9 protein-coding genes, 2 tRNA genes and 3 rRNA genes are annotated in these 16,149 nt (G+C 54.8%); 3 read left to right on the top strand and 11 right to left on the bottom strand.

The window, feature by feature from the left end:
• Positions 1 to 33: 33 nt before the first annotated feature.
• Complete coding sequence (locus tag ACZ5Q2_RS11480; protein WP_152438435.1) at positions 34 to 786, top strand: response regulator; 753 nt, start codon at positions 34 to 36, stop codon at positions 784 to 786.
• Positions 787 to 905: 119 nt separating this feature from the next.
• Positions 906 to 2,111 (top strand): ISL3 family transposase, encoded by a 1,206-nt coding sequence (locus ACZ5Q2_RS11475; RefSeq protein WP_011785425.1) that lies wholly within the window; start codon positions 906 to 908, stop codon positions 2,109 to 2,111.
• A gap of 50 nt (positions 2,112 to 2,161) precedes the next feature.
• Here the strand turns inward: ACZ5Q2_RS11475 and rrf are convergent.
• The 9 genes from rrf to ACZ5Q2_RS11430 form a co-directional block, all read right to left on the bottom strand.
• A 5S ribosomal RNA gene (gene rrf / locus ACZ5Q2_RS11470) occupies positions 2,162 to 2,275 on the bottom strand.
• Positions 2,276 to 2,379: 104 nt separating this feature from the next.
• A 23S ribosomal RNA gene (locus ACZ5Q2_RS11465) occupies positions 2,380 to 5,271 on the bottom strand.
• 291 nt (positions 5,272 to 5,562) lie between these two features.
• Positions 5,563 to 5,638 (bottom strand) — tRNA-Ala (locus ACZ5Q2_RS11460).
• Between the two features lie 223 nt (positions 5,639 to 5,861).
• Positions 5,862 to 5,938 (bottom strand) — tRNA-Ile (locus ACZ5Q2_RS11455).
• A gap of 240 nt (positions 5,939 to 6,178) precedes the next feature.
• Positions 6,179 to 7,719 (bottom strand): 16S ribosomal RNA (locus ACZ5Q2_RS11450).
• The 16S, 23S and 5S rRNA genes sit together here with 2 tRNA genes alongside, the layout of an rRNA operon.
• A gap of 496 nt (positions 7,720 to 8,215) precedes the next feature.
• Positions 8,216 to 9,418 (bottom strand): formate-dependent phosphoribosylglycinamide formyltransferase, encoded by a 1,203-nt coding sequence (gene purT, locus ACZ5Q2_RS11445; protein WP_152438436.1) that lies wholly within the window; start codon positions 9,416 to 9,418, stop codon positions 8,216 to 8,218.
• A 22-nt stretch (positions 9,419 to 9,440) separates the two neighbouring features.
• Positions 9,441 to 9,623, bottom strand: coding sequence for a DUF1289 domain-containing protein (locus ACZ5Q2_RS11440; protein WP_072676999.1), 183 nt, complete (start codon positions 9,621 to 9,623; stop codon positions 9,441 to 9,443).
• A gap of 2 nt (positions 9,624 to 9,625) precedes the next feature.
• Positions 9,626 to 10,153, bottom strand: coding sequence for a gamma carbonic anhydrase family protein (locus ACZ5Q2_RS11435; protein WP_152438437.1), 528 nt, complete (start codon positions 10,151 to 10,153; stop codon positions 9,626 to 9,628).
• A 17-nt stretch (positions 10,154 to 10,170) separates the two neighbouring features.
• Positions 10,171 to 10,752, bottom strand: a complete 582-nt coding sequence (locus ACZ5Q2_RS11430; protein ID WP_058090203.1) for an NUDIX hydrolase — start codon at positions 10,750 to 10,752, stop codon at positions 10,171 to 10,173.
• Positions 10,753 to 10,847: 95 nt separating this feature from the next.
• Between ACZ5Q2_RS11430 and ACZ5Q2_RS11425 the strand changes: the two genes are divergently transcribed.
• On the top strand, positions 10,848 to 11,396 hold the full coding sequence (locus ACZ5Q2_RS11425; protein WP_152438438.1) for an NUDIX hydrolase: 549 nt from the start codon (positions 10,848 to 10,850) through the stop codon (positions 11,394 to 11,396).
• Here ACZ5Q2_RS11425 and ACZ5Q2_RS11420 read toward each other — a convergent pair whose 3' ends face one another.
• Both ACZ5Q2_RS11420 and purL read right to left on the bottom strand, forming a co-directional pair.
• Positions 11,397 to 11,708 (bottom strand): YqfO family protein, encoded by a 312-nt coding sequence (locus ACZ5Q2_RS11420; RefSeq protein ID WP_152438439.1) that lies wholly within the window; start codon positions 11,706 to 11,708, stop codon positions 11,397 to 11,399. It abuts the gene before it with no gap.
• A 434-nt stretch (positions 11,709 to 12,142) separates the two neighbouring features.
• A complete protein-coding gene (purL, locus tag ACZ5Q2_RS11415; protein ID WP_432210106.1) occupies positions 12,143 to 16,048 on the bottom strand; it encodes a phosphoribosylformylglycinamidine synthase in 3,906 nt (1,301 codons plus the stop codon).
• Positions 16,049 to 16,149 lie beyond the last annotated feature (101 nt).

Here is a 16,149-nt window from a genome sequence, read left to right as displayed (position 1 = left end):
GATGGCGGAGCAAGGACAGGGAGCACACATACAATGGCACGGGCGCACGCACTGATTATCGAAGATTCGTCAACTGCCAGGATCATCCTGGCCCGACTCCTCGAACGATCAGGCATCAGTAGCAAAGGGGTCTCAACCGCAGAGGAAGCATTCTCGTTACTCCAGCACGAGTCCTATGACGTTATCTTTCTGGATCACCTTCTACCGGGCATGAACGGATTCCAGGCTCTGGAACAACTCAAAAGCCAGCCTCACACACGCGACATACCTGTTTTCATGTACACCTCACAGAACGCCGAGCGCTACATTGACGAAGCAAAGACCCTTGGCGCTGCCGGAGTTATTCGCAAGCAGATTGATCGAGAGCACCTGCAGAAAACTCTGGATACCTTACTGGTAAACAGCCCGGAACCCGAGTACAGCGAAGCGTTCAGAATCGCTGTGGAGGAAACTGGCAGAACGGCACAGGAGAATACCGAGCAGGCTACCCGTAAACTCACCGGTCGGATGTCGACCCTGGAAGTAGCCTATGAAGAGCTTGAGGAAGAATTAAGAGAGCTCAGGCAAGCCAGCGAAAACGCCCAGCGCCAACACACCGATCGTATCAACCGCCAAAGCCGAAGCATCCGATGGCTGATGGCTACAGCAGTGTTACTGGTCGTAGCGCTGGTATGGGTTAGCAGCTGGCAGGCCAACATCCTGGACAATCACATTGAGCGTACCAATGAACAGTTTGAGTTGATGCACAGCATTGTAGGTGGGGTGATCGAATTGATCAGCCGATAACGGGCCCAAAATAAAAAAGGTTCATCGCGGGTTAGCGTGAAAAAGTAGGAGACGGCGGTCAAACCGGTTAGTTTTGAGTTCGCCAAAACAACAAACCTGACCGACTCACCGCCGTCCCTATGAATGCTAATCCTCTTGCCCTGTTCTGGGAAGGATTCACGATAGAATCGTATGCCCAGATTGACGCTCAATCTCTGCTCATCCGACTGCAACCTGCCGACGATTACTTGCCATGCTGCAGTGGTTGTAATCAGCACACGCTTGCCATCCATGACATCAGCACCCGACGAGTCCGAGAACGCGACCTGTTCCAATACCGCGTCTGGCTGGACGTGCCAGTTCGCCGAGTTCGTTGTACGACCTGTGGCCCCAAGCTTGAACAGATTCGCTGGTTACCAGGGCGACAGCGTCTGACGGCAGGCATGGTCAGTTGGATTGAATCCCTGGTACGACTGATGCCGATCCAACATGTGGCAACGCTGCTAGGGTTGCATTGGCATACGGTCAAGGCCATCGACCATCGGCGCCTCAAACGAGAAGTGACTGAGCCAGATAAACGCCGGATTCGTCGACTGATCATGGATGAGTTCGCCTTGTTCAAGGGACACCGCTACGCCACCGTGGCGATTGATGCGGATACTCAACAAGTCCTCTGGGTTGGAGAAGGCCGCAGTCGAGCAGCGGTACGCCCCTTCTTTGAATGGCTGGGGCCGGAAACCTGTGGCCAGATCGAAGCCGTGGCGATGGATATGAATACCGCCATGGACCTGGAAGTTCAGCACCACTGCCCACAAGCACGGGTGGTCTATGACCTGTTCCACGTTGTAGCAAAGTTCGGACGGGAAGTGATTGACCGTGTCCGGGTCGATCAGGCCAATCAGCTTCGACACGACAAGCCGGCTCGCAAAGTAGTGAAACGAAGTCGCTGGCTGTTGCTCAGAAACCGAGGCAACCTCAAGGACGAGCAGGCTCTGAAGCTCGAAGAACTGCTGCAAGCCAACCAGCCCCTGATGACTGTCTACGTCCTGAAAGACCAGCTCAAAGAGCTCTGGTACGCTCCCTCAGAGGCCGATGCCAGACAACGCTGGCAAGACTGGCTAAATCTGGCTATGAGTAGTGGGCTGGCCCCCGTGCAGCAGTTTGCCAGGCGCCTCAAGGGCTACGTCGACGGCATTATCGCCAGCGCGGTCTACCGGTTGAACACCAGTGTGTTGGAGGGAATGAACAACAAGATCAAGGTGATCAAGCGGGTGGCCTACGGCTACCGGGATAACGACTACTTCTTTCTGAAGATAAAAGCAGCATTTCCCGGTAAAGCGCGATGAACCATAAAAAAGCCCCAACATCAAGGATGCTGGGGCTTTAGGTATTAAGAGCCTGACGATGACCTACTCTCACATGGGCGAACCACACTACCATCGGCGCTGGTCTGTTTCACTTCTGAGTTCGGGATGGGATCAGGTGGTTCCAGACCGCTATGGTCGTCAGGCAAAACGGATGATCACTGGGGGACGAGATGGAACGTGATGTTGATTTCATTTGAGCGTGGCTTTCGCGTGGCTCTGCGTTATCCGCAATTGTCTTGGGTGTTATATAGTCAAGCCGCACGAGCAATTAGTACTGGTTAGCTCAACGCCTCACAGCGCTTACACACCCAGCCTATCAACGTCCTGGTCTTGAACGGCTCTTCAGGAGGCTCAAGGCCTCAGGGAGATCTCATCTTGGAAGGGGCTTCCCGCTTAGATGCTTTCAGCGGTTATCCTGTCCGAACATAGCTACCGGGCAATGCGTCTGGCGACACAACCCGAACACCAGCGGTTCGTCCACTCCGGTCCTCTCGTACTAGGAGCAGCTTTCCTCAAATCTCCAACGTCCACGGCAGATAGGGACCGAACTGTCTCACGACGTTCTAAACCCAGCTCGCGTACCACTTTAAATGGCGAACAGCCATACCCTTGGGACCGGCTTCAGCCCCAGGATGTGATGAGCCGACATCGAGGTGCCAAACACCGCCGTCGATGTGAACTCTTGGGCGGTATCAGCCTGTTATCCCCGGAGTACCTTTTATCCGTTGAGCGATGGCCCTTCCATACAGAACCACCGGATCACTATGACCTACTTTCGTACCTGCTCGACGTGTCTGTCTCGCAGTCAAGCGGGCTTGTGCCATTACACTAACCGTACGATGTCCGACCGTACTTAGCCCACCTTTGTGCTCCTCCGTTACGCTTTGGGAGGAGACCGCCCCAGTCAAACTACCCACCACACAGTGTCCTCAACCCCGATAAGGGGTCAGAGTTAGAACCTCAAACATGCCAGGCTGGTATTTCAAGGTTGGCTCCACCGGAACTGGCGTCCCGGGTTCAAAGCCTCCCAGCTATCCTACACAAGCATGCTCAAAGTTCACTGTGAAGCTATAGTAAAGGTTCACGGGGTCTTTCCGTCTAGCCGCGGATACACCGCATCTTCACGGCGATTTCAATTTCACTGAGTCTCGGGTAGAGACAGCGCCCCCATCGTTACGCCATTCGTGCAGGTCGGAACTTACCCGACAAGGAATTTCGCTACCTTAGGACCGTTATAGTTACGGCCGCCGTTTACCGGGGCTTCGATCAAGAGCTTCGCACGAATGCTAACCCCATCAATTAACCTTCCGGCACCGGGCAGGCGTCACACCCTATACGTCCACTTACGTGTTTGCAGAGTGCTGTGTTTTTAATAAACAGTCGCAGGGGCCTGGTATCTTCGACCGGCTTCCGCTCCACCCGCAGGGGCTTCACGTACACACCGGCGTGCCTTCTCCCGAAGTTACGGCACCATTTTGCCTAGTTCCTTTACCCGAGTTCTCTCAAGCGCCTTGGTATTCTCTACCTGACCACCTGTGTCGGTTTGGGGTACGGTCTCGAATAGCCTGAAGCTTAGAAGATTTTCCTGGAAGCAGGGCATCAATGACTTCGCGCCCTTGGGCACTCGTCGTCGCGTCTCAGGATTGTGGACCCGGATTTGCCTAAGTCCACTCCCTACTCGCTTAAACCGGGACAACCGTCGCCCGGCTCACCTAGCCTTCTCCGTCTCTCCATCGCAGCTATCCAAGGTACGGGAATATTAACCCGTTTCCCATCGACTACACCTTTCGGTCTCGCCTTAGGGGCCGACTCACCCTGCGCCGATTAGCGTTGCGCAGGAACCCTTGGTCTTCCGGCGTGCGGGTTTTTCACCCGCATTGTCGTTACTCATGTCAGCATTCGCACTTCTGATACCTCCAGCATGCTTCTCAACACACCTTCGCAGGCTTACAGAACGCTCCCCTACCCCGCATACAAAGTATGCAGCCGCAGCTTCGGTGACCAGTTTGAGCCCCGTTACATCTTCCGCGCAGGCCGACTCGACTAGTGAGCTATTACGCTTTCTTTAAAGGATGGCTGCTTCTAAGCCAACCTCCTAGCTGTCTGAGCCTTCCCACATCGTTTCCCACTTAACTGGTACTTTGGGACCTTAGCTGGCGGTCTGGGTTGTTTCCCTCTTCACGACGGACGTTAGCACCCGCCGTGTGTCTCCCGGATAGTACTCACAGGTATTCGGAGTTTGCATCGGGTTGGTAAGTCGAGATGACCCCCTAGCCGAAACAGTGCTCTACCCCCTGTGGTATTCGTCCGAGGCGCTACCTAAATAGCTTTCGGGGAGAACCAGCTATCTCCGGGCTTGATTAGCCTTTCACTCCGATCCACAAGTCATCCCCTGGCTTTTCAACGACAGTGGGTTCGGTCCTCCAGTGCCTGTTACGGCACCTTCAACCTGCTCATGGATAGATCGCCCGGTTTCGGGTCTATGCCCAGCGACTAATTCGCCCTATTCAGACTCGGTTTCCCTACGGCTCCCCTAAACGGTTAACCTCGCCACTGAACATAAGTCGCTGACCCATTATACAAAAGGTACGCCGTCACAGAACAAGTCTGCTCCGACTGCTTGTACGCATACGGTTTCAGGGTCTATTTCACTCCCCTCACAGGGGTTCTTTTCGCCTTTCCCTCACGGTACTGGTTCACTATCGGTCAGTCAGGAGTATTTAGCCTTGGAGGATGGTCCCCCCATGTTCAGTCAACGTTTCTCGTGCGCCGACCTACTCGATTTCACTGGACTCAGGTTTCGGATACGGGGCTATCACCCACTATGGCGGCACTTTCCAGAGCCTTCTCCTACCAGTTGTCCAGCTTAAGGGCTGGTCCCCGTTCGCTCGCCGCTACTTAGGGAATCTCGGTTGATTTCTTTTCCTCGGGGTACTTAGATGTTTCAGTTCCCCCGGTTCGCCTCTTACACCTATGGATTCAGTGTAAGATACCTGGCCGAAACCAGGTGGGTTTCCCCATTCAGAGATGTCCGGATCACAGCTCGTTTGCCAGCTCCCCGAACCTTATCGCAGGCTTCCACGTCTTTCATCGCCTCTGACTGCCAAGGCATCCACCGTATGCGCTTAGTTGCTTGACTATATAACCCCAAGACAACTGATCACGAATCACCGCCAACCAGGCAAGCCTGATGAACGCAAATTCGAGACAGTCACTTGAAGCAATATAACAACCACTTCAACGACAACACCGGATAACGCTTGAAATCGCTATCACTTTGAACAGTTCCTCTCGGAGATAATGAGAGAAATCTATTCGTGTTCTATCTCGTCCAATTTGTTAAAGAGCAAATCTGACCCAGTGATCAGAAAGGAAGGCTTCATCGATATGAAACATTCGTTTCTGTACACTGACTTTCGTCAGTAAAGTTTGGTGGAGCTAGGCAGGATCGAACTGCCGACCTCCTGCGTGCAAGGCAGGCGCTCTCCCAGCTGAGCTATAGCCCCAGAACTTGTCCAGCGTCCGTTACCCGTCGTTGCAACATTCGTTCGCTGCGGTCATGACCCATCGAGGGTCACTCCCTTACTCACTCAAGCTGCGCCTAGGTTAACGAAACCTGTCCTGCGCTCTGCTATCGCCTCCAAGACCAGAATTTTGCTGATCTAGGCGTCGAAGTGCGCCGCATAGCCTGCTATGCAAGTGCTTCGACAACGACGAGCAGTGAAATTCTGGTGGGTCTGGGTGGACTTGAACCACCGACCTCACCCTTATCAGGGGTGCGCTCTAACCACCTGAGCTACAGACCCAATTATCACTGCATCTTGTGCCACCTGAGCTGCGTTGCAGCCTTCGTTCACTCGGTCACGTACTCATGTACGCTCCCTCGCTCTCTCAGCCTGCGCCTTGTCAGCTGTCACAATCTACAGCGCTAATGCCTGCTTCACTTTAACGTGACACAGTCATCGGGACTGCAAAGCCCCTTTTGCTCTCTTTATTAGCCAACCAAGTAATTCGTGTGGACTCTGACCGAAGCGTTCGGCTTCGTTTAAGGAGGTGATCCAGCCGCAGGTTCCCCTACGGCTACCTTGTTACGACTTCACCCCAGTCATGAACCACACCGTGGTAATCGTCCTCCCGAAGGTTAGACTAACTACTTCTGGTGCAATCCACTCCCATGGTGTGACGGGCGGTGTGTACAAGGCCCGGGAACGTATTCACCGCGACATTCTGATTCGCGATTACTAGCGATTCCGACTTCACGGAGTCGAGTTGCAGACTCCGATCCGGACTACGACGCGTTTTAAGGGATTGGCGCACTCTCGCGAGTTGGCAGCCCTCTGTACGCGCCATTGTAGCACGTGTGTAGCCCTGGCCGTAAGGGCCATGATGACCTGACGTCATCCCCACCTTCCTCCGGTTTGTCACCGGCAGTCTCCCTGGAGTTCTCAGCATTACCTGCTAGCAACCAGGGATAGGGGTTGCGCTCGTTACGGGACTTAACCCAACATCTCACGACACGAGCTGACGACGGCCATGCAGCACCTGTCTCAGAGTTCCCGAAGGCACCAATCCATCTCTGGAAAGTTCTCTGGATGTCAAGGCCAGGTAAGGTTCTTCGCGTTGCGTCGAATTAAACCACATGCTCCACCGCTTGTGCGGGCCCCCGTCAATTCATTTGAGTTTTAACCTTGCGGCCGTACTCCCCAGGCGGTCAACTTAGTGCGTTAGCTGCGCCACTAAGACTTCAAGAGTCCCAACGGCTAGTTGACATCGTTTACGGCGTGGACTACCAGGGTATCTAATCCTGTTTGCTCCCCACGCTTTCGCACCTCAGTGTCAGTGTTGGTCCAGGTAGCCGCCTTCGCCACTGGTGTTCCTTCCTATATCTACGCATTTCACCGCTACACAGGAAATTCCACTACCCTCTACCACACTCTAGTCAGACAGTTCGAAATGCCGTTCCCAGGTTAAGCCCGGGGCTTTCACATCTCGCTTACCTAACCACCTACGCGCGCTTTACGCCCAGTAATTCCGATTAACGCTTGCACCCTCCGTATTACCGCGGCTGCTGGCACGGAGTTAGCCGGTGCTTCTTCTGCGAGTAACGTCAATCCCTGAAGGTATTAACTTCAGAGCCTTCCTCCTCGCTGAAAGTGCTTTACAACCCGAAAGCCTTCTTCACACACGCGGCATGGCTGGATCAGGGTTGCCCCCATTGTCCAATATTCCCCACTGCTGCCTCCCGTAGGAGTTCGGGCCGTGTCTCAGTCCCGATGTGGCTGATCATCCTCTCAGACCAGCTACGGATCGTCGCCTTGGTAGGCCTTTACCCCACCAACTAGCTAATCCGACTTAGGCTCATCCAGTAGCGCAAGGTCCGAAGATCCCCTGCTTTCTCCCGTAGGACGTATGCGGTATTAATCCGGGTTTCCCCGGGCTATCCCCCACTACTGGGCAGATTCCTAAGCATTACTCACCCGTCCGCCGCTCGTCAGCGGGGTGCAAGCACCCCCTGTTACCGCTCGACTTGCATGTGTTAAGCCTGCCGCCAGCGTTCAATCTGAGCCATGATCAAACTCTTCAGTTTAAATCATACAAGAACCCGAAAGTTCTTAATTCTTGCTCAAGACAAAACTCAATTTCGACGAGTCACTGTCCTGATATTTCGTATCCGAAATACCTCGGCCAGCGCCCACACGAATTACTTGGTTAACTTTTTAAAGAGCGTTTGAGCTGTTGCTCAATCAAGGCCGCGTATTCTACATCGTTCCGCCGCCCTGTCAACCGTTTATTTTTCGCCGTTTCCGCTTCCGAAAACCGCCGAAAAACTGCCCGACCTACTGCCTGTTTCGAGGTGCGCATTCTACACTGAACCGCCTTCCTGTCAACCGCTTTCTGAAGAATCTTTCGAACTTTTTCTTCAGTGCTTTCAAGCAGTTATCGCCGAGGCTTTACCTCTTCTCAGTGGCCAGCCCCTCAAGCGAGATGCGCATTCTACAGACCTCAGCCGAGGAGTCAACGGTGGATTTGAACTTTTTTCGGAAGGCCACTTTCCAGCCCTCAGAAAGCCCTTATCCACCCTCTCAGTCTAGTTCCACTTTAACCTGCTGCGCTACCTTGATTGCACGCTGGCGCGCTTCTTCTATAGTACTGCCTTTGGCGAGGGCAACACCCATACGCCGCCGCCCTTTCAACTCCGGCTTACCGAACAAGCGAACCTGGGTATCAGGCTCTGCCAGGGCATGTTCCAGCCCCGAGAACACCACGTTATCGGAATCGCCCTCCGGCAGGATGACCGCCGACGCGGTTGGGCCCTGTTGGCGAATGGCAGGGATGGGCATACCCAAAATGGCGCGAGCATGCAGCGCGAACTCTGAAAGGTCCTGGGACATCAAGGTGACCAGGCCAGTATCGTGGGGTCTGGGAGAAACCTCCGAGAACCATACCTGGTCGCCCTTAATGAACAGCTCAACACCGTAGATGCCGTAGCCACCCAGATTCTCTACCACTGCCCGTGCAATCTCTGTTGCTCGGGTAAACGCCGCATCGGACATAGGGTGTGGCTGCCATGACTCACGGTAATCGCCGTCTTCCTGCCTGTGACCAATCGGATCACAGAATGAAATACCATCGCGATGCCTCACTGTCAGCAGGGTGATTTCATAGTCGAAGTCCACAAAGCCTTCGACGATCACCCGGCCCTTTCCAGCCCTACCACCGGTCTGGGCGTACTCCCAGGCAGCCTCTACCTCCGCTGCACTCTTCACCGTACTCTGACCTTTACCGGACGAGCTCATAACCGGCTTCACCACCAATGGCAACCCGACCTCATCAATGGCAGCCAGATACTCTTCCCTGGTACCGGCAAAACGGTACTTTGATGTGCTTAGCCCAAGCTCCTCAGCCGCAAGCCGGCGGATACCTTCGCGATTCATGGTCAGATTAACCGCCCGGGCGGTGGGCACCACGCTGTAGCCTTCTTCCTCCAATCGAACCAACTCGGCGGTGGCAATCGCCTCAATCTCCGGAACGATCAGGTCAGGTTTCTCCGCTTCAACGATGGCGCGCAACGCTGCACCATCCAGCATATCGATAACGTGGCTTCGATGGGCAACCTGCATGGCGGGCGCATTCTCGTATCGGTCGACTGCAATCACTTCTATGCCGAAACGTTGCAGCTCTATAACCACCTCTTTCCCGAGCTCCCCGGCACCGCAAAAAAGCACACGGGTAGCCGATGGCTTCAGAGGCGTGCCAATACGCACCGTTCTGTTTGAACCAGTCATATAGTTTGATGTCCTGTTACTGTCAGAGTGCGACCTGCTTTTCCCGTTCCGCCACTTTCAGCAGAACCTCCCGTCGCTCGTCATTACTCATGGTGGTCCAGCGGAGGATTTCATCTCCTGTGCGCTGGCAACCGATACACATGTCATTTTCGTCCAGCGCGCAAACATTCACGCATGGCGATCGAACCTTGTCGGCCACCTTCATCTTCAGATATCCACCTTTGTCAGTGTCGCCAGGTAGCGCTCTGCATTTTTTACATAGTGCATTGCGCTGAACTCGAGCATCTTTTTCTGGTTATCGTTGAGTTCGCGGCGAATTTTCCCTGGAGAGCCCACCACCATCGAGCCATCCGGCACTTCCATACCCTCCGGGATCAGAGTATTTGCTCCGATCAGACAGTGTTTGCCAATCTTCGCGCCGTTCAGAATCACCGCATTGATCCCAACCAGGGAGTAGTCGCCGATCTCGCATCCGTGCAGCATGGCTTTGTGGCCAACCGTCACCCCACGCCCAAGGGTTAGCGGAATGCCCGGGTCGGTATGCAGTACTGAGCCATCCTGTACGTTCGTTTCGGGGCCGATCGTAATCAGTTCGTTATCACCACGAATGACAACATTGAACCAGATACTCGATTTTTCCATCAGCTTTACGCGCCCGATCACCGTGGCGTTGTGGGCGACAAACTGGCCATCGCCTTCCTTTTCTGGCTGATATTGATCAATTCTGTAAAACATCAATCTCTCCGGCTAATTCAACGGGGTGGCTCGAGAATATCGATTCCGGCATCGTACACAGCATTCAGAAAATCGACCAGCACCACCGCAGACAACCCCCATATCTGATACTGCTGCCAACGATAGCAGGGCACGTACAGAGTGCTGTTCAGAAAACTGAGCGTGTCGGTACGCTCCCTTTGATCTTCCAGGAACCAGGAGATCGGAACACGGAAGACACTTTCGATCTCGTGGGGGTTTGGCTCCAGGGGATGATCGCCTGGCACAACGCCCACGTATGGAGTGACAAGGATACGGTGCAGCGACATAACCTGGCTTAACGGCGCAATGACTTTTACCTGATCCGGGGGCAGACCGATTTCTTCGTGGGTTTCACGCAGTGCGGTTGCAATCAGGGAGGCGTCGTCAGGATCCCGCTTGCCGCCAGGATAGGCCACCTGCCCCCGATGCGTTTTGAGGTTGGATGACCTCAGGGTAAAAATCATCTCCGGATCACGCTCGTTATCCGTAATAGGCACCAGGATACCGGCTTCAGGGTAGTCCAGTGCCAGTTGTCTGGGCGCGTAATTCGACAATCGCTCGGTTAACAGGTCTTGCACTCTTTACTCCGGCAACGTCCTGATATTGAGTGAGACACAGGCAGTCCGGATCGTTAAACTGACTACCAACGGACACTCAGTATACGGGGAAAACGATGAAGTATTGCAGCACTTGCGGCCAACCGGTTGAGCAACGCATTCCAGAAGGCGACAATCGGCACCGTTATGTTTGCATCAGCTGCGAGACCATACATTACCAGAATCCGCGGATTGTCGCCGGTACGGTTCCCGTATGGGAAGGCAGAATCCTGCTATGTCGCCGAGCCATCGAACCCCGGTATGGCTATTGGACTCTGCCGGCCGGCTTCATGGAAAATGCAGAAACGACGATAGAAGCAGCAGCCCGGGAAACCCGCGAGGAAGCACTGGCGGAAGTGGACATTCAGGGGCTTTACTCCATCATCGATGTTCCGCACATCAACCAGGTCCACATGTTCTACCGTGCCACACTTAAAGACGGCCTATTCGGCGCCGGAGAAGAATCTCTGGAATCAAAACTGTTCGAGCCGGGCGATATTCCCTGGGATGAGATATCTTTCCCCACGGTACGCAAAACGCTTGAGCTGTTCCTTGTGGACATGAAGTCTGACGCCTATAACGTCCATGTCACTGATATTCGCCACCCTATGGCCAAAAAAGCCTGATCAGAACGTTTCCAGGCGATACACCTCGTAGGCAGGTTCTTCATAAGGATGGGCCTGCTTGAGTGCATCAAGGGCAGGCTTGATGAGTTCATCGCTGCACACCAGTTCCACCTTGAATTCCCGAACACGCTCAAGCTCTCCCTGGCTGCCCAGAAACGGATCGCTTCCCGCCAGGGGTCGGAACTGCCCCTCACCTTCACACTGCCATGCGCAGCTGTCGTAATCACCGATTCTTCCCGCGCCAGCATCAAATAATGCCTGCTTGGTTTGCTCAAGATGGCTCTCCGGCACGAAGTAGCAAAGCTTGTACATAGGCACCCTCAAATTGGTCAACTTTTATCCGGAACAAGGCATTACAAACTTACCCACAGAATCTGTGGATAACTCTGGGGAAAGTTTTTGGGAATCGGCCTCCAACCCCCACAGTTACTGACCTCCCCTTAAATTGGCGACAAAATCGCCCGTTTGTTTTTATTTATATTTTTCAATACCTTACGATGCTAGAGCAAAAAATGAACGCAATTCTTGGACTTTGTTCACAGTTCAGCCAGCAAAGCACCAGGAATGTGCATAAAGTTCTCTAGTCAAGGCCTTGACTGACAAATTTCAGAACTTTTAGCGATTTTATTTGCTCACTTTTTGCGCAGCAAGCCTCATCATTGAGCATAAAAAAACCGGTCCGAGAAATGCCCCTTCAGGGACACTCTTCAGACCGGTTTCCACCACGCCCGGATTGACTGGCTTAATCAGCCAAGCCAGCGCCTCGCATTCCTGAACATGCGGATCCAGGGACCATCTTCCTGCCAGCCATCTGGCCGCCAGGAGTGCTGCACCGCCCGGAAAACACGCTCTGGGTGCGGCATCATGATGGTCACCCGGCCATCCCGGGATGTAACACCAGTAATGCCAGCCTCTGAACCGTTGGGATTATAAGGATACCGCGAGGTCTGCTGGCCCCGATTGTCCACATACCGCATGGCCACCAACTCGTTGTCCGCAAGGGACTGAGCCGAATTACCGGAGGCAAACTCCACTCGACCCTCACCATGGGCAACAGCAATCGGCATGCGAGAACCGGCCATGCCATCAAGGAACGCAGACGGTGACTGCGCCACCTCCACCATGACCAGGCGGGCCTCAAACTGTTCAGACTGGTTACGTACAAAACGCGGCCAACCTTCGCTTCCCGGAATCAGTTCATGCAGGTTGGAAAGCATCTGGCAACCATTGCAAACGCCCAACGCGAGAGTGTCCTGACGGTTGAAGAAGGCAGCAAACTGATCTCGCACCCGATCATTGAACAGAATGGACTTGGCCCAACCCTCACCGGCACCCAGAACATCGCCGTAGGAGAAACCACCGCAGGCAACCAGGCTCTGGAATGTCTCGAGCGTAATGCGACCGGACAGCAGATCGCTCATATGAACGTCTACTGCCTCGAAACCGGCCCGATCAAACGCCGCAGCCATTTCAACCTGGCCGTTAACGCCCTGCTCCCGAAGCACCGCAACCTTCGGCCGTGCACCGGTACTGATATACGGCGCAGCAATGTCTTCATTGATGTCGTAACTAAGCTCAACACTCAAACCCGGATCGTTCTCGTCCAGCAGGTTGTCGAACTCTTCCTGGGCGCAGTCCGCGTTATCCCGCAGCGACTGGATACGGTAACTGGTTTCCGCCCAAAGACGCTGCAGCTCGGTACGGGATTCATCCACCACGATGTCACCACCGAATGTCAGGCGCACGCGGTCCTTATCATTCAGTGTGCCCACAACGCTTGTATGGTCGCCCAGACCGGCGGCCGAGAACTGCTGCAGGACGAAGCTGGTGTCGTCACGGCGAACCTGGATCACAGCGCCCAGTTCTTCGTTGAAGAGCTCACGGGCAAACTGGGAGCGGTCTTCGGCAAGACCATCCAGCTTGATGTCCAGACCTGTCCGGCCTGCAAACGCCATTTCCGCCAGCGTGACAAACAGGCCACCGTCTGAGCGGTCATGATACGCCAGCACCTTGCCGTCTGCGTTCAAGCCCTGCACGACTGCAAAGAAAGCCTTGATGTCTTCCGGATCATCCAGATCAGGTGCTACGGCGCCAACCTGACGATACACCTGCGCCAGTGCAGAACCACCAAGGCGATTCTGACCGGCGGCCAGATCAATCAGAATAAGGTCTGTCTCACCGGCATCCGATCGCAACTGGGGAGTAAGTGTGCGGGCAACGTCGGTTACCGGCGCAAAACCACTGACAATCAGAGACAGCGGTGCGGTAACACTCTTCTGCTCACCGTTGTCCTCTTCCCAGGTGGTTTTCATCGACATGGAATCTTTACCCACCGGAATGGTAATACCCAGGGCCGGACACAGTTCCATACCAACGGCTTTTGCAGTCTCGTACAGGTTCTCGTCTTCACCCGGGTGACCAGCCGCGGCCATCCAGTTAGCCGATAAACGAATGTCAGAGAGCTTACCGATTGCCGCCGCCGCCAGGTTGGTAATCACTTCACCTACGGCCATTCGGCCTGAAGCCGGAGCATCAATCACCGCCAGCGGCGTGCGCTCGCCCATGGCCATGGCCTCACCGGTGCGCACGTCGAAGGATGCCGCGGTAACGGCCACATCGCTAACCGGCACCTGCCAGGGGCCAACCATCTGATCGCGTGCGACCAGCCCGGTAATGGTGCGGTCACCAATGGTAATCAGGAAGCTCTTGGAGCCCACCGACGGCAAGCGGAGTACGCGAAGAATGGCATCGTGCAAATCGATCTTGGTGGAATCGAAGATCGGTTTGGTAAACGACGAACGCGCAACACTGCGATGCATTCTCGGCGGTTTGCCAAACAACACTTCCATTGGCAGGTCGACAGGCTTGTCATCAAAATAGGAGTCGCCCAGTTCCAGGTGGTGCGCTTCGGTAGCTTCACCGATCACGGCATAAGGACAGCGTTCACGGCGGCAAAGGGCATCGAACAAGTCCAGATTTTCCGGTGCCACGGCCATCACGTAGCGTTCCTGGGATTCGTTACACCAGATTTCCAGGGGTGACATGCCCGGCTCGTCACTCGGGATGTCACGCAATTCGAACTTGCCGCCCCGGCCACCATCTTTGACCAGTTCAGGCATGGCGTTGGAGAGACCACCCGCACCCACATCGTGGATGAAGCAAATCGGGTTGTCTTCCCCCATCTGCCAGCAACGGTCAATCACCTCCTGGCAACGGCGTTCCATCTCGGGGTTGTCCCGCTGAACCGACGCAAAATCCAGATTCTCATTGCTGGAACCGGAATCCATGGAGGACGCAGCGCCACCTCCAAGTCCGATCAGCATGGAAGGGCCGCCCAGCACGATCAGTTTGGCGCCGACCGGGATATTGCCCTTCTCGACGTGATTCTCGCGAATGTTACCCAGGCCGCCGGCAATCATGATGGGCTTGTGGTAACCACGCACTTCTTCACCCGCCGCACCGGGAACCTTCTCTTCAAAGGTCCGGAAGTAACCCGCCAGGTTGGGCCGGCCAAACTCATTATTGAAAGCGGCGCCACCGATGGGACCTTCAATCATGATATCCAGCGGCGAGGCGATCCGGTCCGGCTTGCCGTAACCAAACTCCCATGGCTGCTCGTCGCCCGGAATATTAAGGTTGGAAACGGTAAAGCCGGCAAGGCCCGCCTTGGGCTTGGAACCACGGCCGGTCGCACCTTCATCGCGGATCTCGCCACCGGAGCCTGTTGCGGCGCCGGCAAAGGGTGAGATCGCAGTCGGGTGGTTATGGGTTTCCACCTTCATCAGAATATGCACCGGTTCCCGGTTATAACTGTAAACACCGGTTTCCGGCGCCGGGAAGAAACGGCCCGCCTCGCTACCGGTAATAACTGCAGCGTTGTCCTTATAGGCGGAGAGCACACCTTCGCTGTTCATCTCGAAGGTGTTCTTGATCATTGCAAACAGGGATTTTTCCTGGCCTTCGCCATCAATATCCCAGGAGGCGTTAAAGATCTTGTGGCGGCAATGCTCCGAGTTTGCCTGGGCAAACATCATCAGCTCGACGTCTGTCGGATCACGCTCAAGGTCGGTGAACGCCGTTACCAGGTAATCGATTTCGTCGTCGGCCAGGGCAAGGCCGAGGCGCCCGTTTGCCTCAACCAAAGCACCCCGGCCACCGGCCAACACCGGCACCCGGCCGAGGGGCCGGGGCTCGTCATGACTGAACAGCAACTCGGCGCCACCCGTCTCATGGAATACTTTCTGGGTCATTCGGTCATGCAGCAGGGTTGCAATTTTTTCTCGCTGTTCGAGGCCAAGCTTGCTGGAAGAGCGCACGTAGTAAGCGATACCGCGTTCAATTCTGCGAATCTGTCGCAGGCCACAGTTGCGAGCGATATCGGTGGCCTTGCTGGACCACGGAGAGAGTGTGCCCGGGCGCGGGACCACCAGAAACAAAACACCATCTGGCTGCTCCAGTTCGACACTGGGCCCGTAGGTAAGAAGGCGATCAAGTATTGCCTGTTCCGCATCGGAAAGGTCGGCATCGAGATCCACAAAGTGCATGAATTCGGCGTATACATGCTCCACATCAGGAACAAGTTGCTGAATCCGGGAGTGCAGCTTTCTGGAACGGAAAGGCGAGAGCGCGGGAGCGCCGCGAAGTTCAAGCATGATATCAACCTGTATCGCGCGAATCGGGGGACGTCTGAAAGGCCGCCATGATACTTGAAACCGAACGCAGGATACAGCGCAAGGTAGGTTCTTTAGCAGCT

The organism is Marinobacter alkaliphilus (assembly GCF_055394375.1).
The sequence above is the reverse complement of the archived record's forward strand: the minus strand, read 5'-3'. Positions and strand labels throughout refer to the sequence as shown.

Excerpts from the sequence above, each read along its gene's own strand:
- ACZ5Q2_RS11480 (WP_152438435.1), top strand. The coding sequence starts at position 34 with ATGGCACGGGCGCACGCACTGATTATCGAAGATTCGTCAACTGCCAGG.
- ACZ5Q2_RS11475 (WP_011785425.1), top strand. The coding sequence starts at position 906 with ATGAATGCTAATCCTCTTGCCCTGTTCTGGGAAGGATTCACGATAGAA.
- purT (WP_152438436.1), bottom strand. The coding sequence starts at position 9,418 with ATGACTGGTTCAAACAGAACGGTGCGTATTGGCACGCCTCTGAAGCCA.
- ACZ5Q2_RS11440 (WP_072676999.1), bottom strand. The coding sequence starts at position 9,623 with ATGAAGGTGGCCGACAAGGTTCGATCGCCATGCGTGAATGTTTGCGCG.
- ACZ5Q2_RS11435 (WP_152438437.1), bottom strand. The coding sequence starts at position 10,153 with ATGTTTTACAGAATTGATCAATATCAGCCAGAAAAGGAAGGCGATGGC.
- ACZ5Q2_RS11425 (WP_152438438.1), top strand. The coding sequence starts at position 10,848 with ATGAAGTATTGCAGCACTTGCGGCCAACCGGTTGAGCAACGCATTCCA.
- ACZ5Q2_RS11420 (WP_152438439.1), bottom strand. The coding sequence starts at position 11,708 with ATGTACAAGCTTTGCTACTTCGTGCCGGAGAGCCATCTTGAGCAAACC.
- purL (WP_432210106.1), bottom strand. The coding sequence starts at position 16,048 with ATGCTTGAACTTCGCGGCGCTCCCGCGCTCTCGCCTTTCCGTTCCAGA.